Raw genomic sequence first — 19577 nt, forward strand, 5'->3', positions numbered from 1 at the left:
TCCTTGTCTTGATTCAAAGGAAAGGCAAAAGGACAAAGCCATGGCCTTGTCCTTTTGCAAATAATTTAGTATTTTTTTAATATAATGAAAAACCGTTGGAGATTTCCCTATTATTCTACATAAACCAACATGAATTCATTTAGTGAAATCACTTGGATAAATTAGGATCCTACCATTTCATATCCTTGTCAACCTTATAAATGAATGCAAAAACCTCCGCTACAGCTCCATACAATTCTTCCGGAATCGTTTGATTAATATCCAATTGACCTAGCAGTGCAGCAAGCGATTCGTCCTTTTGGACCGGTATATCCAGTTTCATGGCCTTTTCCAGAATATTTTCAGACGTTTTTCCTTTCCCCTTGGCCAAGATTACGGGAGCATTGGATGTCTTTTGATCATACTTTAAGGCAATCGCTTCTTTTCGTTTGTCATTTTTCATATTCGAATATCCACTCCACTATATGAACCCGTTTCTGAAAATGGAATGGATTTCAACACTTTGTTCCCATCTTTTTCATTCTTCGGATTAACAAATGAAACCCCGGACAATCTGTAATCCATTTTTTCCAGATTCTCTCCCAACAGGTCAAGATAATGATCAGCCATCTCTTTAATCGCTGCACCATGCTCATTAATGACCGTCACTTTTATGATTCGATTTTGAACTTGCATATCGATGACCGTCTCTTTTATTCGTTCCAATTCTAAATAGAACAGGACCCGACAGTAATCCGGGTCTATTTTACCTTCTTTTGTTTTTCTTCCGCTCCATTGTAAAGTAAGATCCGTTTGGGAAGTCCCCAGATTGAGAGGTAGTGTTAGGAGCAAATTCTGAACCGGCCCATTTTCCTGTGAAAGGATCTGTTGAGCTGTAATCCGATTTAGAATGTGTTCTGCTATCTCCTTTACCGATGCAGGAGTTTGCTCATTCAGCAGTTTAAGAAGCAGAGGTTTAAGTGTTTCCAAATCTTTCGAGATATCCGTCGAATCAACTCCAGACTGATTAAGGATTGCATGTTCCAGCTGCAGGCCAAGTATCTTGGTCCACTCTTTAAGTTGATGTGCAGCTGATGCCCCATTTGTGAAATCGATCGTTTGAAACTCAGTTTCCAATACATATGCAAGGACCAGTTTCTCATTATTCTTAACGGACAAGGCCTCTGGATGCCGTTTAAGCGATTGAATGAGCAGTTCAGCCACCTTACCCTTCGCCTCAGCAACCTGCTCTGTATCCGTATTCAAATACCCTAGAATCTCATTCACTTCCTTATTGCTTTCCAGTCCTTTGCTTCTGGCACTTGCTTCGGTAAACGGACTCTCTATTAAACGAACGGCAAGAGGTGATATTTTTTCAGCAGATATGTTTTTTAGCTGATTCGGTTTGATATCGGTTGGCATTTTTGCCCCTTCATGTTCAAGACCATTCAATAAGCGATTTACATTCATTTCGACCTTTTCAACTTTTCCCCATGCTCCATTTTTTCCTTCTGAAAGTAAATGCAAACCTTGGTGTAATTTATCGATCACTGAATCCTCAGGAAATCCGGACCTTGCCTCCGCTCCATCAATTAAATTCTCAAAAAAGACAGCTTCAGTCGTTCCCTTCGGTATGAAACCCGTCTGTTGAAGCAGAGAAAATGCCCCTGATTTCATTTCGGGTGTTGAATCGGAGTCCAGCCAAGCGGTCACAAGTTTTTGCAAACCGTTTTGTTGAAGTTGGTTCTGTTTAGCAACATGTAATGAGTCCAATACGCTTATAAGCTTGTCGGCCGTATTCGTTTTCGTACTCCCATCCTGCAACTGTTGATGGAGGTCACTGAGCAATTTATGGAATGGTTCGCCTTTGGTCTGTTCAAATAATGCTTCAAATACATTTTTTACAAAAGGCAATTGCTGAACGAACATTGTTTTTATGATAGGCAGCCCAGATTCTGCCGTATCAACAGCTTTTAGCCATTGCAAAGCCGACTGAAAAGTTTCCTTTGTAATCGGGAGACGATTCTTAAGGAGGTATTCGGCAAGCTTAGCTGCTGCCGGTTCGGGCGTCATGCCGAGATGAGCGATCAATTGTGCAGCCATTCCCTTCACACTGGTATAGTTCACATTCGGAGACTCGAACGTTTTTAACACGACCTTCCCCTCATTTGGGTGCTGGACTTGAAACCAATACCTTTCACCTGCCCGAAGCGGGATATCGAGAGTGGCAATCATTTTTTGTTGGCCAATCTGAACTTCTGCCGCCTGGTTAGGAAAAACCTTATTCACCTTCCCAAAAAGGATTTGTCCGCTTTTCAAACTCACAGTTCCATGCATTTCAATGGGTGAAAGTACGGGGTGACCGCTCGTTATGGTTAGCATCACTCATCCTCCCTTATTCTTTCGTTCGTGCAGCGATTTCCTTAACTGGTGCAAAACTTCTTCTATGCCAAGGTGTAAGACCATGCTTGTCAAGTGCTTCTATATGTTGGCTTGTCCCGTATCCCATGTGCTTTTCGAACCCGTATTCCGGATATTTCACCCCATAATCCTTCATCATCCTGTCACGAGTCACTTTCGCTATAATGGAGGCCGCAGAAATGGAAATGCTTCTTGCGTCCCCCTTTATGAGCGAAAGCTGCGGCATGGGCACATCAAGTTCCATCGCATCAATCAGCAAATGATCCGGAAGTTCTGACAGATCGTTCACAGCCGCTATCATTGCCTTTTTCGTAGCCTGATATATATTAATGTCATCGATTACTTCGCTATGTACAATACCCACCCCGATGGATATGGCTTCCTTACAGATCCTCTCATAAAACTGTTCCCTTTTTAACTCTGGAATCTTTTTAGAATCATTCAGTCCTGGCAAATAGAAAGTTTCCGGCAAGATGACTGCACTCGTCACAACTGGTCCTGCCAGCGGTCCTCTCCCTACTTCATCGATACCAGCAAGAATGGAATACCCCTGTTTTCGCAGTTGCCGTTCAAACTCCGTCATCTCAATGAAAGTATTCTTTACTTGTTGCTCTTTATCATAGGCTCTTTGCCATTTGCTTACTAAATCGGCTACGCCCTTCCGCCCGTCCTCCCGGCATTCTAGTAAAAATAAATCATCAGGCTCTTTTATTGTCATTAACTTTGAAGAGATTTCTTTTATGCTCATTGCAGTTTTCATCATTTATCACCCATCATATTAATTATCGGCAGTCTTGCTTCTTTTCTACAGTTCAAACAAAAATACGGAGCGGAAAAGAGACATCAAAAAGGAAAAACATTTTTGATATCCAACTCCAGCTCCGTATCAATCCACTCACTGATTGTCTTCAAATAATCAGGTCAGTGTGCTCTTACATAAAGTTATTCGGGTAAATGATCCTCTTCATAGTCCTTAGGTATCTCAAACGTTAGCGGACCCATCTTTTCTGAACGGATTTCACGTACGACCAACTCTGCGGTTTTATCGTAATCAATGAACCCTCCAGATGCTAAACAGCCCCTGAACTTACCGACCCTATCGAAAAGTTCGAGCGTTTCTTGAGGAATTGTATCCAGGTTATAACGCGACTTCAATCTATCCGGATATTCTTTTTCCAAGAAGCGAAGTCCATATAAGGATACTTCGTGCAAATTTAAAATCGTATCCTTGATCGCTCCCGTCAATGCAAGCTTCAAGCCTACTTCCTGATCTTCGAATTTAGGCCAGAGAATTCCCGGCGTGTCAAGCAGCTCCAATTCCTTACCAACTTTTATCCATTGCTGCGCTTTCGTGACACCAGGGGTATTGCCTGTTTTAGCAATGTTCTTTTTAGCAAGCCGATTGATCAATGTTGATTTCCCTACGTTGGGAATACCGACTATCATGGCACGGATCGCTCGCGGCTTGATTCCTCTTGATTCCATCCGGTCATACTTCTCTTTTAAAAGTTTTTTTGAAGCCGCTGTGATCTGATTTAAACCGTTCCCTGCCTGAGAGTTAATCGCAATTGCCGTTTTCCCCTGTGATTTATAATACTCAAGCCACATATTCGTTTTTACCGGATCAGCCATATCTGCTTTATTCAAAAGGATGACCCTCGGTTTATGCTGTATGATTTCATCGATCATCGGATTTCGTGAAGATGCCGGAAGCCTGGCATCCACAAGTTCAAAGATGATGTCGATCAGTTTTAATTTCTCTGTTACTTCCCGTCTCGCTTTGGCCATATGGCCAGGGAACCACTGTATTGTCAATGGAATCCACCTTCCTACTATTCCGCCAATCGAAAGTCTTCAATTGGCCAATAAACTAATTTAGTTTTTCCTAACACTTTATCGTAAGGAACGACACCAACGCCAATATGGCGGCTGTCCTTACTAAAACGGCGATTATCCCCTAAGACAAATAGGTGGCCTTCGGGTACCGTTTCTTGTTCAATGACATCACTTAATGTAAAAGGCTCCGTCAATGCACCGCCATCAATCAATTGCTTTTTATATTTATCCAAGTATGGCTCAGCATATGCTTTCCCATTCACGTAAAGAGTATCATCTTTATATTCCACTTTCTCACCTGGCAATCCGATGACCCGCTTTATGTAATCCTTGCCTTCAGGAGCTTCAAAAACGATAATGTCGAATCTTTTCGGTTCACCAATGGAATAGGAGATTTTATTAACGATCATGCGGTCCGTATCCTTTAATGTCGGCATCATGGAATTACCGTCCACAACAATAGGAGCCAGGAGGAAATAACGAATCAATGTCGCAGCTATAACCGCGATTATGACCGCCTTTGTCCATTCCCACAATTCATTTTTCTTTTTCGCCATCCTTACCCACCCTTTTAGAAGCATATCAACAATTATTTTAACATGTTGCGGGCGCTATAGCGAGCAGGATTCTATATGGTTTTCACCCTATGGGTGCATTCATGGTTTATTCAAGTGCAAAAAGGGAGCCTGATAAACAAGCTCCCTTTTTTGCATGATACTGTTTGGTTATTCACCTTATGTGGATCATGGTAAATCCGCATGTAGATATTCGAAGAATTAACGACGAATTTCTTTAATACGAGCTTTTTTACCACGAAGTTCGCGTAGGTAATAAAGTTTCGCACGACGTACTTTACCGTGACGGATAACTTCTAGTTTCGCAATTTTTGGTGTGTGAACAGGGAAAGCACGTTCTACTCCAACGCCGTAAGAGATCTTACGTACTGTGAAAGTTTCACTAACTCCGCCGCCACGACGTTTGATTACAACGCCTTCAAACAACTGGATACGTTCGCGAGTTCCTTCAATAACCTTTACGTGTACACGTACTGTGTCACCAGGTCTGAATGATGGAAGATCTGAGCGAAGTTGTTCTTTTGTGATTTCGTTAATAAGATTTTGCATCGATTTCAACTCCTCCTGGACGCTCTTGCAAATACTAATTGTTTGCAGCGGAACATCGTTATAAGACTGAGCATTTTGCCCAAGTCACAAGGTATATCCTATCATACTATAAACGCCGATGCAATAGACATCAGTCTTCTTTTTTAATCTCGGACAATAATTTTTTTTCAATATCCGATAGTTCATAACTCTCAAGCAAATCAGGACGTCGCATCAACGTTCTGCGCAGGGATTCCTTCATCCGCCATTCATCGATTTTTTTATGATTCCCGGATATCAGCGGATCGGGAACTTTCATTCCCCGGAAATCTGCAGGTCTAGTATAATGGGGATGTTCTAACAAACCAGAAGAATAGGAATCAAGAATCGGGGAGTCAACATTTCCTAGAACGCCAGGAAGCAAGCGGACAACACTGTCAATAATGACCATTGCTCCCAATTCCCCGCCTGTAAGCACAAAGTCACCAATCGAAATTTCATCCGTTACGACATGCTGCCGGATGCGTTCATCATACCCTTCATAATGTCCGCAAATGAAAACAAGATGCTCTTCCTTTGCAAACTCTTCTGCTTTTTTCTGCGTATAACGCTCTCCCTGAGGACAAAGAAGGACTACCCTTGGGGTTTGCTCTGCTTGCCCTTTAAGAGCTTCTACAGCATCAAAAATCGGTTGAGCTTTCAACACCATTCCGGCACCGCCGCCATATGGATAATCGTCCACCGTCGAATGCTTATTATCTGCATAATCTCGAAAATTGGTCACCTTATAGCTGACAGCCTGCTTTTCTGCAGCCTTTTTTAAGATTGACGAGCCAAATACCCCTTCGAACATTTCTGGAAAAAGCGAAAGTACATCGATTTTCATCAATCTAAAAGTCCCTCCATAGGTGTTATGATGACCTTTTTAGCGGAAATATCGACTTCTTTTACAATTTGATCAATATATGGAATCAAAATATCCTTACTGCCAGCTTTCTTAATGACCCAAACATCATTTGCACCCGGTGTCAGAACCTCAATGATTTCCCCAACTTCCATACCTTCATCCGTAAATACCGAACAGCCGATGATTTCATGGAAGTAGAACTCACCTTCATCCAATTTACCAAGCTGTGCTCCTTTGATTTTCAGGACCCCATTTCTAAAAGCCTCGACCTGCCCGACATTATAATAGTTCTCGAACGTCAATAGATTAAAGTTTTTATGGGTACGATGCGACCTGATGATAAGCGGCAAAGGCATTTTCTCCGTATCCCTAAACAAATAAAGGGTATTTCCCACTTTGTACCGTTTTTCCGGAAAGTCTGTTGAAGAAATAACACGGACTTCTCCTAAAAGACCATGGGTGTTGACAATTTTACCTACATTAAACCATTTTTCCATTCTTTCACCTCTAACGAATTTCCGAGACGATTCCATCTTTAATGACAATTGTTTTCGTTGCCATAATTTCGTCCCAATCTGCCCCGATTTCCACATCAATGATACTTTGAACTTCCCGTTCCTTCAATTCACTTCCGGTGGGAAGGATCTCCAACTGCTCCATTTGAAATTCAAGCAGTTTAATCTTTTCTTGCCTCTGGTTTATTTCTTTTTCGAAATGAGCACGGAGACTGGCAGGCTGGAGATTTCTTGTTTTTTCAAGTTTTTTCAGTTCAAAACGGAGCTGTTCACTCTCTTTTTGAAGCTGAAGGCGTTTTGACTTGTACTTCTCGAGGAGCTGATTCTTGCTGGATTCCGTTAATACTTGGTTAACGATTACATTTTGGAGAATTTTCATTCCAGCACCTCCTATTATCTATGATTTCTTATTTCCTTCAAAAAATATGTATGATAGGGTAATCTTTTTGAAAAATGAGGGTCATTCTCTTAAGTATAACGTAAATCGGTAAAAGATGCGTCTTAAAAAGGCGTAAAGTTTAAACTCCAGGTCATATTGGATTAGGATCAGAGGAAGAATTTCACTTTCTTGAAGTGCAAAAAAAAGGAGGGGTATTAGCCCTCCTTATTCGGAAATCTCCAAATAGATTTTCTTCTGCTGTGAAGATCCTGCTGCATATACCACAGTCCGAATCGCCTTAGCAACACGCCCTTGCTTACCGATGACCTTGCCCATGTCCTCTTTATGAACGGAGAGGATATAAACAACTCGGTCGGACTCTTCCTTAGAGGTCACGATGACCTCTTCCGGATAATCCACAAGTGCTGAAACAATCGTTTCAATTAGTGCTTTCATCAACTACCGTCGATTACTTGCTGTTTTTTGCAACATGGAATTTTTCCATGATGCCTTGTGTTGAGAATAAGTTACGAACTGTATCAGATGGTTTAGCTCCATCTTGTAACCATTTAAGAGCAAGCTCTTCGTTGATTTCAACTTTAGCTGGTTGAGTCACCGGGTTATAAGTTCCTACCACTTCAATGTAACGTCCGTCACGTGGTGAACGAGAATCTGCAACTACAATACGATAGAAAGGAGATTTTTTAGCTCCCATACGTTTTAAGCGAATTTTTACTGCCATTTTAAATAAGCACCTCCGAATAGTTTCACACAAGATAGTATAATATCAAATGTCTTGTATGTTTGTAAAGGTTTTTTTCTTAACAGGGGGAAAAAGTGTTGAAATACATGGTTTCACCCTGCATTTCCGCCTCATTTCGACCTGAAATAAACCTTACATGAACGGGAATTTGAATCCCTTTTTCTTCCCTTTTTGCATGTTTGTAACCTGTTTCATCATCTTTTTCATTTCTTCGAATTGCTTAAGTAAACGGTTCACTTCTTGAATCGATCTGCCGCTTCCTTTGGCGATCCGTTTTTTGCGGGATGCATTCATGGTTTCTGGATGTTCCTTTTCCTGCGTTGTCATCGAACGGATGATAGCTTCAACATGACCGATCTGTTTCTCATCGATTTGAAGGTTATCCATCCCTTTCATTTTGTTCGCACCGGGAATCATTTTCAGAATATCATCAAGCGGCCCCATATTTCGCACCTGTCCAAGTTGCTCAAGGAAATCATCAAAGGTAAAAGTCGCTGTCCGCATCTTTTTCTCTAATTCTTTCGCTTTTTCTTCATCGACATTAGCCTGTGCTTTTTCGATAAGGGTCAATACATCACCCATACCAAGAATCCTTGACGCCATCCGTTCTGGATGGAAGGCTTCAAGTGCATCCAATTTTTCTCCCATACCGACGAATTTAATCGGCGTGTTGGTGACTGAGCGTATCGAAAGTGCCGCACCACCACGTGTATCCCCATCAAGTTTCGTTAATACGACCCCAGTCAGGCCAAGCTGCTCATTAAAGCTTTGGGCTACATTGACCGCATCTTGACCTGTCATCGCATCGACAACCAGGAAGATTTCATCCGGTTTTGTCAATTCTTTGATATCCTTGAGTTCGCCCATCAAGTTTTCATCAACATGAAGGCGTCCTGCGGTATCAATCAACACATAATCATGATGTTCTTCCTTTGCCTTTTCAATCGCCTGTTTGGCAATTTCAACAGGACTGACCTGGTCACCCAAGGAAAAAACAGGCATGCTTAATTGTTTGCCAAGTGTTTCAAGCTGCTTAATCGCCGCCGGACGGTAAATATCAGCCGCAACGAGCAATGGCTTGCGGTTGTATTTTTTTCTAAGAAGATTGGCGAGCTTTCCGGTGGTCGTCGTTTTACCTGCCCCTTGAAGTCCTACCATCATAATGACAGTCGGTGGTTTCGAGGCAACGGCAATCTTGCTCTGTTCGCCGCCCATCAGCTCCGTCAATTCTTCCTTAACTACTTTAATTACCTGTTGACCGGGGGTTAAGCTTTTCAGCACTTCCTGACCTACCGAACGTTCACTAACACGCTTTACAAATTCCTTCACGACTTTAAAGTTAACGTCCGCTTCAAGCAGGGCCAATCGAACTTCACGCATCATTTCTTTAACGTCAGCTTCGTTGACCTTCCCTTTTCCACGGATCTTTTGCATCGTGCTCTGCAGTCGGTCGGCCAATCCTTCAAATGCCATATTGCCGCCTCCTAATCCAACTTCTCAAGCGTCGTGATTGCGTCAAGCAGCTTCTCTTTCGAAAAGGAATCCTTTTCTATGAGTCCCTTCATATTCGCAATCCATTGGTTACGCTCTTGAAATTTTTGAAATAACAATAGCTTTGCTTCGTATTCCTCAAGCATCGCTTCTGTTCTTTTTATATTATCATAGACTGCCTGCCTACTCACTTCGTATTCATCGGCAATCTCCCCAAGAGAGTAATCATCCAGATAGTAGAGGGACATGTAGCTCTGCTGCTTCTCTGTTAACAACGATTGGTAAAAGTCATACAAATAGTTAATCCGCGTTGTCTTTTCAAGCATATTAGCAAGCCTCCCTGCTGTTAAGTGAAAACCCTTTACAAGTTTATATTGTATAGCCTAGTTTATTTGATGTCAAGTTAAACTCCTTACCACATCTTTATAAAACATATTTTTTTCTATTTCCCGCTTCAAGGAGGCGTTTCAACCGCTCATCCTCCTATGTTGCGGTATCTTAACGGATGGCGATTCAACATCATTCTTCTGTCCCAATTCGGTACCCCGCATGTCTTGTGTGCCGCTATTTACACAGATATATCGTTTCTTGATGGTTTTGGTGTACGACTCCTTTTTTAAGGATTCCAGCCAATTGTGTCTTAATCCCATGCAGTCAAATTGCCGGGTTGTGGAATCCTATATAAAAGCAGGAAGGCAGGTAAAGAGCCATTGGCTTTTGTTTTGTTTTTTGTCTGCCATGGTATGTAAATGTAAATCATTGAATGCCTGAGCTTCTTCTTCCCGCTCCATGACACATTCCTTTGATCTGATGATTAATTAGGTCTTTTGCGCCCTTATTCTTCGGAAAAGGGCGAAGTGAATCATAAACAAAAAAACCAGAAGAGAAAAACCTCTTCCGGCTTATAAAATGATCAATTAGAGCTGTTCTTTATCAATGATATCAGCAAAGAGGCCGTATACATATTTCTCAGCATCGAATTCCTGAAGATCGTCCATTTTTTCACCAAGTCCTACAAATTTCACGGGAATGGCCAGCTCATTGCGAATTGCCAAAACAATTCCACCTTTTGCCGTGCCATCAAGTTTTGTTAAAACAATACCAGACACATTGGTCGCTTCCTTGAATGTCTTGGCTTGAATAAGGGCATTTTGTCCGGTTGTTGCATCAAGAGCAAGCAACACTTCATGTGGTGCACCAGGTATTTCACGTTCAATTACACGTTTCACCTTTTCCAGTTCCTTCATTAAATTCACTTTATTTTGTAAACGGCCCGCTGTATCACAAATCAAGATATCCGCTTTACGTGCCTTAGCTGCCTGAATGGCATCAAACATGACCGCGGCAGGATCAGAACCTTCTCCTTGCTTGATTACACTGACACCAACACGTTCTCCCCATACCTCGAGCTGTTCAATTGCTCCTGCACGGAATGTATCACCTGCTGCTAATACAACCGACTTACCTTCAGCCTTAAATTTATGAGCAAGTTTACCAATTGTCGTTGTTTTACCTACCCCATTCACTCCGACAAACAGAATGACAGTTAAACCATCTTCTTGTATGTTAAGGCTTGATGTCTCTTTAGCATCACCTTGATAGATTTCGACAAGTTTTTCGGAAATGACGGATTGCACTTCTCTCGTATCAGAGATATTGCGAAGTTTGACTTCCATTTTTAATTGGTCGATCAATTCCATCACGGTATCAAAGCCAACGTCAGCCTGAATCAGTATTTCTTCAAGTTCTTCAAAGAAGTCCTCATCCACTTTCCGGTAACGGGCAACAAGTTCATTAACCCTTCCAGTAAAGGAATTCCTCGTCTTTGTCAAACCTTGCTTAAATTTTTCCCCTATGGTTACTTCCACTTCTACATCTTTTACCTTTTCTTCCTGGGTCGTAAATTTCTCTTTTAGCTTTTTGAAAAAACTCATTGTCCCACTTCCTCTAATTCATGAATTTAAACTTCCATAAAGTCTTCTGATTCTTCCATTCGGACGGAAACAAGTTTGGAGACGCCTGACTCCTGCATTGTAATGCCATATAGGACATCAGCCTCTTCCATCGTACCTTTACGGTGAGTAATCACGATAAACTGCGTTTCCTTGCTGAACTTCTTTAAAAATTGGCTGAACCGGACGACATTCGCCTCATCAAGTGCAGCCTCTACTTCATCAAGGATGCAAAAAGGCACAGGCCGCACTTTTAAAATGGAGAATAAAAGGGCAATCGCGGTCAATGCCCGTTCTCCCCCGGATAAGAGACTTAAATTCTGCAGTTTTTTCCCAGGAGGCTGTGCAATGATATCCACCCCTGTATTAAGTAAATCATCAGGATTCGTCAGTTTCAGCTCCGCTCTGCCTCCACCAAATAAAGCTTTGAAGACCTGTTCGAATTCTTCACGGATCGAATAGAAGGTATCCGCAAAGCGCCGCTTCATTTCATCATCCATTTCATCGATCACTTGGAATAATGTATCTTTCGCCTGTTGAAGGTCTTCCTTTTGACTTAGAAGGAAGTCATAACGTTCAGATACACGTGCGTATTCATCAATTGCACCTATATTTACCGTCCCTAATTCCTCGATGGCAAGCTTGATGAGCTTCACCCTTTTTTGTGCTTCTTCTACAGGCATCATCATTGGATACTGCTCCTTAGCTCCTTCAAATGATAGCGTGTATTCTTCTCGCAAGTGGTCGAGACGGTTTTCCAGTTCGACATCCAATCGAGTTACTTTCACTTCTTCATCCTTAATCACTTCAACAATGCCTTTATATAGCCGATTTTCTTCTTTTAAAGCCAGTTCTAGTGTTTCAACTTGTGTTTGAAGCTCGTTTTTTTCCTGTTTCTTTATGGCAATTCCTTCAATTGCTTCATTCTTATCGAGCAACTTCTGCTGAGCCATATCTTCAAGCGTCTCTTCCCCGCTTGAACTGTCTGTCATTTCATTAGTCAGTAGCCCCAAATCATCTTTATTCTCACGGAGCCTGCTTTTTTCCTTTGAAAGATCCGTTTCTATACGTTCCATCTTTTCTTTTTGGTTTTGTAGCTGCCCACGTTTTGAGGCCAGCGTTACCCTCAGTTCATTCGCTTCTTCAGCAAGGCTCTCTTTTGAGGATTGTTGGGATTGCTTTTGTTCCGTCATGTCGGAAATCAACTGGTCAAGCCCCTCAATTTCCGTTTTACATGATTCCAAAAGTTCTTCCAACTCTTTAAGTCTTGCCGTCTTTTGCTGTTGTTCTTCTAAATATGAATTTTTATCCAAATCATAAAGATGCAGCCTATCATTCACATTTCTTTCCTGGAGTTCCACTTCGCGAAGTTCACCCTTCAGGGTTTGTTCTTGCAATCGAAGGCTCTCCCCTGTTTTTCTCGTTTGTTCAAGCGTTTGCTCTTGAACACCGACATCCACTTTAAGCTGTTTGACCTGTTTTTCCAGCTGGTTCGTTTTCGCTTCCATGTCTTTAAGTTTTTGATTGAGTTCTTCCAATTCCGTTTTCCTCGAAAGCAGGGAGGTCGTTTTTTGCTTTAACGCTCCTCCAGTCATTGAACCACCCGGATTGACGATATCCCCTTCAAGTGTTACGAAACGAAAGCGGTGCTGCATCATTTTCGCCAGGTCATTTGCACCCTTTAAATCTGTGGTAATTATGACGGTTCCGAGCAGGTTTTCCGCAATCGCTGCATGTTTATCATCATATTGGATCAAGGATGAGCCGGTCCCGACAAAAGCGGAATGGCTTTTGAGCATCGATAATTGGCTCGCTGAAATCTCTCTTGCCTTAATGACTGATAAAGGCAAGAACGTCGCACGCCCATACCTATTTTTCTTCAAGAAGGAAATGGCTTCTCGAGCATGCTCTTCGCGTTCCACAACCACATGCTGCATCGCTCCGCCCAGAGCCGTTTCGATGGCCGTTTCATATTCCTTTGGAACCTTTATCAATTCTGCAACTGCCCCCTCAATGCCTCGAAGGGTTTCTTTCGCTTTTAAAACTTCTTTAACACCTTGAAAAAAGCCTGCATAATCCTCTTCCATTTCTTCAAGAAGTTCTTTACGTGATTTTGCCTGTTGAAGGAATTGATAGGCCTTATATAGGGTGGTTTCTTGTTTTTGATACGTATCTTTTGCCGCATTCAGTTTGTTCTGCTGATTTCTGAAAAAAGAAACATGCTCTTCCAGCTGCTTGGTCACATTGTCCATCTGAGCAGAGTATTCCATTTTTTTTGCGGTGATATCCATTCTTTCCGTTAGGAACTTTTCATTTTCCATATCGAGTTTAGCATTTTTATGCTCCTGCTGTGTAAGCTGCTGAAGCAGGTATTGTTTTTCGTTCTTTGCCGTTGCCTGCTTGTTCAACCACTCGATATAATCACTCTTTTTCACTTCTATCATGGCTTCGATATCGCTATTGAATAGGCCTAGGCTTTTTTGTTTTTCATGTAATACTTCCTGCAGCCCTTTTACTTCCGAGTGCAGCGCATTCAGGATTTCAGTTTCTTTTTCCTTTTGTAGAGACAAACGCTCGACCGCCGCCTCACCTTCCACAATCGCTTTTTCAAGCTGCGACTTGTTTTGGGCAGCATTTTTTTTCCGTTCTTTCAGTACTTCTTTACGACCTTCAAGCTTTTCAAGTTCTTCACTGGCATTCAGGAGAATTTCCTGCAGTCCATTGATTGAAGTCTCAAGTGTGACAAGATTATCCCGAAGCTTTTTGAGATGCGCTTCCTTCTCATGAAGCTTTCCTGCCATTTGCTGTTCCATTTCTTTATGTTTTTCAAGTTCCTGGGACAGATTTTCCCATTTTTCATAAAGTTCTTCGATCTCAAAAACGGTCAAAGCAACTTCTATTTGTTCAAGCTCTTCTTTCTTTTCCAAAAATTCCTTGGCGAGGGAAGACTGAATTTTTAACGGTTCCACCTGTCCCTCCAATTCATGGAGGATATCATGGACACGGTTTAAGTTATCCTGTGTTTCCGTCAGCTTTGATTCCGCTTTTCGTTTTCTTGTTTTATATTTTAAGACACCGGCTGCTTCTTCAAAGATCACACGTCTTTCTTCTGCCTTACTGCTTAGGATTTCTTCCACTTTCCCTTGGCTGATGATGGAAAACGCTTCACGTCCAAGACCAGAGTCCATGAACAGGTCTATGATGTCTTTCAGACGGCAACCTTGATTATTAATGAAAAATTCACTTTCTCCCGATCGATATACCCGTCTAGTCACACTAACTTCATGAAAATCTATCGGCAGGGAATTCGTTTCGTTGTCAAGGGTCAATGATACTTCTGCAAAATTCAACGCTTTCCTCGTGTCACTTCCCGAAAAGATGATATCTTCCATTTTTGATCCTCGCAGCGATTTCGCAGACTGCTCACCAAGTACCCATCGGACTGCATCGGTCACATTACTTTTACCGCTTCCGTTTGGTCCAACCACTGCCGTGACACCAGGTACAAAATCAATCGAAATTTTTTCTGCGAAAGATTTAAATCCTACAACGTCCAAGCGTTTGAGGAACATGACCTTTCCTCCTCTACTGTTCAACTATCTTGTTGATTTTTTTCTTTTAAAACGATTAATGCATGCTCGGCAGCATGCTGCTCCGCTTCTTTTTTCGATTTTCCTATACCAGAGCCCAGTTCTTCCCCATTCAATGAGACAGTCGAAACAAACTCTCGATTATGGGCTGGCCCTTTTTCCTGCAAGATTTTATATTGGAGAACACCGATAGCATCACGCTGAATCAGCTCTTGAAGCTGGCTCTTATAATCCATCACATGAGAAAAAGCACCCTCGTCTATCTTAGGAAATACAATATTCTTCAAAAACTGCACAACTGGCTCTAATCCTTGGTCAAGGTACAAAGCCCCAATATAGGCTTCAAATACATCGGCAAGCATGGCAGGCCGTTCTCTTCCGCCTGTCATTTCTTCCCCTTTTCCAAGTAATACGTATTCTCCGTAAGAAAGGCTATTGGCAAAAGCAACTAGTGAAGGCTCGCACACAATGGCGGCCCTTAGTTTAGTAAGTTCACCTTCGCTCATCATCGGATATTTTTGATACAAGTATTTAGAGATGGTCAGTTCAAGTACAGCGTCTCCCAAGAATTCAAGCCTTTCGTTATCTTCATAAGGCTTACGGCGATGCTCATTCACATAAGATGAATGTGTAAAAGCTTGTTTCAATAAATTTTCATCCTGAAAATGAAAACCCAGACTTTCTTGCAATTGTTTAAATTTATTTTCCTTGATTGATGGTTTACGATTATTTCCGTTCCTACGCATCACAAAAAACCCTCCACAACGGTTCAAAAAGCATATTTTTCCAAAATATAAAAAGAAACCTGGCAGGAATTCCTGTCAAGCTTTCCTATGTACCATCATACATTATTATCCGTTTAAAGAAAACTAACCGGCAAAAGACTGACAGCCAACGGAGCTTACCAGGGCGCATACTCATACCCTTATTTCTGCCGCTGCTTCAAACTTCTTCAAGTATAAGAGAAAGCCCCGTTTTAAAAACGGAGCTTTTAGTCAAATGACAAATTCATTACATAGTGCTTTGTATGTAATTCACAGCATCACCTACTGTGGCGATTTTTTCAGCGTCATCGTCCGAAATTTCCATATCAAACTCGTCTTCGAATTCCATGACTAGTTCGACTACATCTAGGGAATCGGCACCAAGATCTTCTTTGAAAGAAGCTTCAAGTTTCACTTCTGACTCTTCTACATTCAAACGATCTACAACGATTTTTGTAACTCTTTCTAATACATCTGCCAATTTGTTCACCTCCCCTCAAAACATTATAAATTAATTTTGAAAAAAATCAAAGAAAACTTACATAACCATGCCGCCATCTACATGAAGAGTTTGTCCAGTCATATATTTGCTAGCCTCTGAAGCTAGGAAAGAAGCCACTGCAGCGATATCCTCTGGGTCTCCGAATCGTGCCAGTGGAATTTGGTCCAGCATCGCTTTTTGGACATCTTCAGGTAATTCTCCAGTCATATCTGTCGAGATAAACCCAGGAGCAATCGCATTGACTGTTATCCCTCTTGAAGCAAGTTCCTTAGCGGTGGTTTTAGTCAGGCCGATCACACCAGCTTTGGCAGCTACATAATTAGCCTGCCCTGCATTTCCGCTGACGCCGACAATCGATGCCATATTGATGATCCTGCCGCTGCGTTGCTTCATCATTTGTCTTGTGACCGCTTTTGTGCAAAGGAACACGCCTTTAAGATTCGTATTGATCACCGAATCCCATTCGTCTTCTTTCATCCGCATCAATAGGTTATCACGTGTGATACCAGCATTATTAACCAGGATATCCACTCTGCCAAACTGTTCGACGACCTCTTTGATCATGCTTGTCACCGATTCACTATTTGCAACATCGCATTGGACGGCAAATGCTTTACGGCCCAAAGCCCTGATTTCATCCACCACTTCATTTGCTTTCGCCTCACTGCCGGAATAGTTGATGGCAACGTCTGCTCCCTGACGGGCAAATTCTAGAGCAACTTCCCTGCCAATACCTCGTGACGCTCCCGTTACAAGTGCTTTTTTGCCTTCGAGGATCATGCTTGTTCCCCCTTCAATGTTTCAATTGTTTTAGTTAGAGTATCTATATCAGATACCGAGTGAATTTGAACGGAACGATCAATTTTCTTGATCAGCCCACCCAATACTTTCCCGGGACCTACCTCGATGAACGTATCCACGCCCAATTCGAGCAGATTTTTCACACTATCCTCCCAAAGTACTGGGGAATACAACTGTTCGATTAATTTTTCTTTAATTTCAGCTGGAGCAGTTATCGGCTTGGCCGTTACATTTGATATGACAGGAATTTCTGCCTGTTTGAAGCTCACTTCATCAAGGACACCCTGTAACTTTTCTGCAGCTGGCTTCATCAATTCCGAATGGAACGGTCCACTCACTTCAAGAGGAAGTGCTCGTTTTGCCCCATTCTCCTTGGCTTTTTCACTTGCAAGTTTAACCCCTTCTGATGTGCCTGAAATGACGATTTGTCCTGGACAATTTATATTGGCTAGTTGAACGGATTCACCTGTTGCCGTTACCTCAGCTGTCACTTCAGAAAGAGCGTCACGATCCATTCCTAGTATCGCTGCCATTGAGCCTTGACCATTCGGCACGGCAGCTTCCATGAACTCACCACGCTTGCGCACAGTATACACGGCATCTTCAAAAGAAATTGCACCAGATGCCACTAAAGCCGTATATTCACCTAAACTATGCCCTGCAGTATAATCGGGTTTGATTCCGGCTTCTTCCAACGCTCTGACCATTGCATAACTGGTTGTCAATAACGCTGGTTGTGCATTATAGGTTACCGTTAATTCTTGTTGTGTGCCATTAAAGATAAGTTCGGAAAGTGGAAAATCAAGTTTTTCATCCGCAGTGCGAAAAATTTGCTGAGCACGCTCGCTTTGCTGAAACAAGCTATGGCCCATTCCTATTGACTGTGATCCTTGTCCTGGAAAGACAAAAGCAATTTTACCCATTTGTTACTCCCCTGCCTCTATGATTTATTATTGTTTTCTATCGTCTTTGCAATCACCGGTATGACATCATGGCCCACCATATCGCGAGTCTGGCGTATTGCATTATAGATTGCGTTATCATCTGAAGAACCATGCGCCTTAATGACAGGAGCTTTCAAACCGAATAGGCCTGCACCACCATACTCCGAATAATCCATGCGATTTTTAAGGCCCATTAATTCCGGTTTCACCATTGCTGCCGCCAACTTACTCTTCAAGTTGCTCATCAAGGCCGTTTTCACCATTTTAAAAACACCCATCGCTGTACCTTCAAGTGTCTTCAACACCATATTTCCCGTGAAACCATCCGTTACGACAACGTCTGCCGGCCCATTTAGGAGGTCCCTGGCCTCTACGTTACCTATAAAGGATATCTCCGATGATTGCTGCAGCAATGTAAAAGTATGCTTCGTCAGTTCATTACCTTTTTTCTCTTCTGTACCGATATTCAGAAGTCCTACACGGGGCTTTTCAATCCCACGCACTTTTTGGGCATAAACAGAACCCATTATGGCGAATTGAAGCAGATGCTCCGGTTTCGCATCGGAGTTCGCACCTACATCAAGTAGGACAAAACCTTTGCCATCGATTGTCGGAAGGGTTGGTGCCAATGCCGGACGTTCAATGCCGTCTATCCTTCCAACTACGAACAAGCCAGCAGCCATTAACGCACCCGTATTGCCGGAAGAAATGCATGCATCTGCTTCCCCGTCAGCCACTTGTTGTGCAGCCAATACCATTGAGGCACTTTTCTTGCGGCGAACCGCACGAACAGGCTCATCGGTACTTAATATTTTTTCATCTGTATGTACAACCTTTATTCGGTCATGTTTTGTTAAGTATTGGTTAATCTCGGTTTCATTGCCTACCAAGGTGATTACCACATCGGAAAAAGTCTCGACAGCTTTCATCGCTCCTAAAACCTGTGCCTTGGGAGCATTGTCGCCACCCATTGCATCTATTGTTATCTTCATGTTCTTTCATCCTTTACTAGAAAGTTAAGAGCGATACATATCGAACTCGCCTTTAAAAACCAGTTCATTGCCCACGTAGCTTCTGACTTCCACCACGGAACGATCGTTGGTGTGGTCCACGCTTTTAACTTTCGCTTTAGCTACCACTCTTTCATTTTCCTTCACAGAACGAGTAAATAAAATGGACGCTTTTGCAGTTAATGCCAGTTCATCATTCATGACCGCTACAGCCAATGAATTTGCTTGGGCAAAAAGATGATGTCCCCTTGCAATTCCATTCCGCTTAAAGACATGCTCTTTTTTTATATCCAAAATCGAAATTGCATTATCATCTAAATTAAGGTCAATTACTTCCCCGATGATTTCATCCAAAGGCAAAGCCCTGATTTCGTCACTGAATTTTTTTTCGGCCACGTTTTTAATACGCTCACGCAGCTCCGGTATCGATAATTCAAGACGGTCGAGCCTAATCGTCTGGACGCTCACCGAATATTTTTCAGCCAGCTCCTCATCCGTTACAAAAGGATTCTGTTTAATCGTTTCGATTAATAATTGCTGGCGTTCCTTCTTATTTATTCGCATTTGAAGGTCACCATCCGTAGTATTATGACTAGGTACTAATAGTAGTATATATATTT

The 19577-nt window shown here is 42.2% G+C and carries 21 protein-coding genes; all 21 read right to left on the bottom strand.

What is annotated here, in order from left to right:
* Positions 1-169: 169 nt before the first annotated feature.
* Positions 170-442: an EscU/YscU/HrcU family type III secretion system export apparatus switch protein gene (locus tag ACFWE9_RS01365; RefSeq protein ID WP_230158117.1), complete on the bottom strand. Its 273-nt coding sequence runs from the start codon at positions 440-442 to the stop codon at positions 170-172.
* On the bottom strand, positions 439-2361 hold the full coding sequence (locus tag ACFWE9_RS01370; protein ID WP_377355334.1) for a hypothetical protein: 1923 nt from the start codon (positions 2359-2361) through the stop codon (positions 439-441). The genes ACFWE9_RS01365 and ACFWE9_RS01370 overlap by 4 nt, the downstream gene beginning before the upstream one ends.
* 13 nt (positions 2362-2374) lie before the next feature.
* A complete protein-coding gene (locus tag ACFWE9_RS01375) occupies positions 2375-3160 on the bottom strand; it encodes a ribonuclease HII (protein WP_377355335.1) in 786 nt (261 codons plus the stop codon).
* A gap of 182 nt (positions 3161-3342) precedes the next feature.
* Entirely contained in the window at positions 3343-4215 is an 873-nt protein-coding gene (gene ylqF, locus ACFWE9_RS01380; RefSeq protein ID WP_377355336.1) for a ribosome biogenesis GTPase YlqF, read from the bottom strand.
* A 17-nt stretch (positions 4216-4232) separates the two neighbouring features.
* The gene (gene lepB / locus ACFWE9_RS01385; protein ID WP_230158125.1) at positions 4233-4793 is read right to left on the bottom strand and encodes a signal peptidase I; all 561 of its coding nucleotides are present in this window, start codon (positions 4791-4793) and stop codon (positions 4233-4235) included.
* Positions 4794-5012: 219 nt separating this feature from the next.
* Positions 5013-5360, bottom strand: a complete 348-nt coding sequence (gene rplS / locus ACFWE9_RS01390) for a 50S ribosomal protein L19 (protein ID WP_034313702.1) — start codon at positions 5358-5360, stop codon at positions 5013-5015.
* Positions 5361-5490: 130 nt separating this feature from the next.
* Positions 5491-6225, bottom strand: coding sequence for a tRNA (guanosine(37)-N1)-methyltransferase TrmD (trmD, locus tag ACFWE9_RS01395; RefSeq protein WP_377355355.1), 735 nt, complete (start codon positions 6223-6225; stop codon positions 5491-5493).
* On the bottom strand, positions 6225-6743 hold the full coding sequence (gene rimM, locus ACFWE9_RS01400; protein ID WP_230158127.1) for a ribosome maturation factor RimM: 519 nt from the start codon (positions 6741-6743) through the stop codon (positions 6225-6227). The genes trmD and rimM overlap by 1 nt, the downstream gene beginning before the upstream one ends.
* Before the next feature lie 10 nt (positions 6744-6753).
* A complete protein-coding gene (locus tag ACFWE9_RS01405) occupies positions 6754-7140 on the bottom strand; it encodes a YlqD family protein (protein ID WP_230158129.1) in 387 nt (128 codons plus the stop codon).
* Positions 7141-7365: 225 nt separating this feature from the next.
* Positions 7366-7596: a KH domain-containing protein gene (locus ACFWE9_RS01410; RefSeq protein ID WP_230158131.1), complete on the bottom strand. Its 231-nt coding sequence runs from the start codon at positions 7594-7596 to the stop codon at positions 7366-7368.
* A 13-nt stretch (positions 7597-7609) separates the two neighbouring features.
* Entirely contained in the window at positions 7610-7882 is a 273-nt protein-coding gene (gene rpsP / locus ACFWE9_RS01415; RefSeq protein ID WP_034313715.1) for a 30S ribosomal protein S16, read from the bottom strand.
* A gap of 153 nt (positions 7883-8035) precedes the next feature.
* Positions 8036-9376, bottom strand: a complete 1341-nt coding sequence (ffh, locus tag ACFWE9_RS01420; protein WP_230158133.1) for a signal recognition particle protein — start codon at positions 9374-9376, stop codon at positions 8036-8038.
* 11 nt (positions 9377-9387) lie between these two features.
* Positions 9388-9720 (bottom strand): putative DNA-binding protein, encoded by a 333-nt coding sequence (locus tag ACFWE9_RS01425; RefSeq protein WP_061462382.1) that lies wholly within the window; start codon positions 9718-9720, stop codon positions 9388-9390.
* 591 nt (positions 9721-10311) lie between these two features.
* Positions 10312-11328, bottom strand: a complete 1017-nt coding sequence (ftsY, locus tag ACFWE9_RS01430) for a signal recognition particle-docking protein FtsY (RefSeq protein WP_230158136.1) — start codon at positions 11326-11328, stop codon at positions 10312-10314.
* 26 nt (positions 11329-11354) lie between these two features.
* A complete protein-coding gene (smc, locus tag ACFWE9_RS01435) occupies positions 11355-14918 on the bottom strand; it encodes a chromosome segregation protein SMC (protein ID WP_377355337.1) in 3564 nt (1187 codons plus the stop codon).
* A 20-nt stretch (positions 14919-14938) separates the two neighbouring features.
* Positions 14939-15682: a ribonuclease III gene (gene rnc, locus ACFWE9_RS01440; RefSeq protein ID WP_230158284.1), complete on the bottom strand. Its 744-nt coding sequence runs from the start codon at positions 15680-15682 to the stop codon at positions 14939-14941.
* Between the two features lie 265 nt (positions 15683-15947).
* Positions 15948-16181, bottom strand: coding sequence for an acyl carrier protein (locus tag ACFWE9_RS01445; RefSeq protein ID WP_034313729.1), 234 nt, complete (start codon positions 16179-16181; stop codon positions 15948-15950).
* A 57-nt stretch (positions 16182-16238) separates the two neighbouring features.
* Complete coding sequence (gene fabG / locus ACFWE9_RS01450; RefSeq protein ID WP_230158141.1) at positions 16239-16982, bottom strand: 3-oxoacyl-[acyl-carrier-protein] reductase; 744 nt, start codon at positions 16980-16982, stop codon at positions 16239-16241.
* Complete coding sequence (gene fabD, locus ACFWE9_RS01455; RefSeq protein ID WP_377355338.1) at positions 16979-17926, bottom strand: ACP S-malonyltransferase; 948 nt, start codon at positions 17924-17926, stop codon at positions 16979-16981. Before fabD ends, fabG begins: the two co-directional genes overlap by 4 nt.
* Before the next feature lie 17 nt (positions 17927-17943).
* A complete protein-coding gene (plsX, locus tag ACFWE9_RS01460) occupies positions 17944-18939 on the bottom strand; it encodes a phosphate acyltransferase PlsX (protein WP_377355339.1) in 996 nt (331 codons plus the stop codon).
* A 24-nt stretch (positions 18940-18963) separates the two neighbouring features.
* The gene (fapR, locus tag ACFWE9_RS01465; protein ID WP_230158145.1) at positions 18964-19521 is read right to left on the bottom strand and encodes a transcription factor FapR; all 558 of its coding nucleotides are present in this window, start codon (positions 19519-19521) and stop codon (positions 18964-18966) included.
* Positions 19522-19577 lie beyond the last annotated feature (56 nt).

Source organism: Peribacillus sp. NPDC060253 (assembly GCF_042727425.1).
Lineage (GTDB): Bacteria > Bacillota > Bacilli > Bacillales > DSM-1321 > Peribacillus.

Coding starts and splice junctions, on each gene's coding strand:
- ACFWE9_RS01365 (WP_230158117.1), bottom strand. CDS start 442: ATGAAAAATGACAAACGAAAAGAAGCGATTGCCTTAAAGTATGATCAA.
- ACFWE9_RS01370 (WP_377355334.1), bottom strand. CDS start 2,361: ATGCTAACCATAACGAGCGGTCACCCCGTACTTTCACCCATTGAAATG.
- ACFWE9_RS01375 (WP_377355335.1), bottom strand. CDS start 3,160: ATGAAAACTGCAATGAGCATAAAAGAAATCTCTTCAAAGTTAATGACA.
- lepB (WP_230158125.1), bottom strand. CDS start 4,793: ATGGCGAAAAAGAAAAATGAATTGTGGGAATGGACAAAGGCGGTCATA.
- rplS (WP_034313702.1), bottom strand. CDS start 5,360: ATGCAAAATCTTATTAACGAAATCACAAAAGAACAACTTCGCTCAGAT.
- trmD (WP_377355355.1), bottom strand. CDS start 6,225: ATGAAAATCGATGTACTTTCGCTTTTTCCAGAAATGTTCGAAGGGGTA.
- rimM (WP_230158127.1), bottom strand. CDS start 6,743: ATGGAAAAATGGTTTAATGTAGGTAAAATTGTCAACACCCATGGTCTT.
- ACFWE9_RS01405 (WP_230158129.1), bottom strand. CDS start 7,140: ATGAAAATTCTCCAAAATGTAATCGTTAACCAAGTATTAACGGAATCC.
- ACFWE9_RS01410 (WP_230158131.1), bottom strand. CDS start 7,596: ATGAAAGCACTAATTGAAACGATTGTTTCAGCACTTGTGGATTATCCG.
- rpsP (WP_034313715.1), bottom strand. CDS start 7,882: ATGGCAGTAAAAATTCGCTTAAAACGTATGGGAGCTAAAAAATCTCCT.
- ffh (WP_230158133.1), bottom strand. CDS start 9,376: ATGGCATTTGAAGGATTGGCCGACCGACTGCAGAGCACGATGCAAAAG.
- ACFWE9_RS01425 (WP_061462382.1), bottom strand. CDS start 9,720: ATGCTTGAAAAGACAACGCGGATTAACTATTTGTATGACTTTTACCAA.
- ftsY (WP_230158136.1), bottom strand. CDS start 11,328: ATGAGTTTTTTCAAAAAGCTAAAAGAGAAATTTACGACCCAGGAAGAA.
- smc (WP_377355337.1), bottom strand. CDS start 14,918: ATGTTCCTCAAACGCTTGGACGTTGTAGGATTTAAATCTTTCGCAGAA.
- rnc (WP_230158284.1), bottom strand. CDS start 15,682: ATGCGTAGGAACGGAAATAATCGTAAACCATCAATCAAGGAAAATAAA.
- fabG (WP_230158141.1), bottom strand. CDS start 16,982: ATGATCCTCGAAGGCAAAAAAGCACTTGTAACGGGAGCGTCACGAGGT.
- fabD (WP_377355338.1), bottom strand. CDS start 17,926: ATGGGTAAAATTGCTTTTGTCTTTCCAGGACAAGGATCACAGTCAATA.
- plsX (WP_377355339.1), bottom strand. CDS start 18,939: ATGAAGATAACAATAGATGCAATGGGTGGCGACAATGCTCCCAAGGCA.
- fapR (WP_230158145.1), bottom strand. CDS start 19,521: ATGCGAATAAATAAGAAGGAACGCCAGCAATTATTAATCGAAACGATT.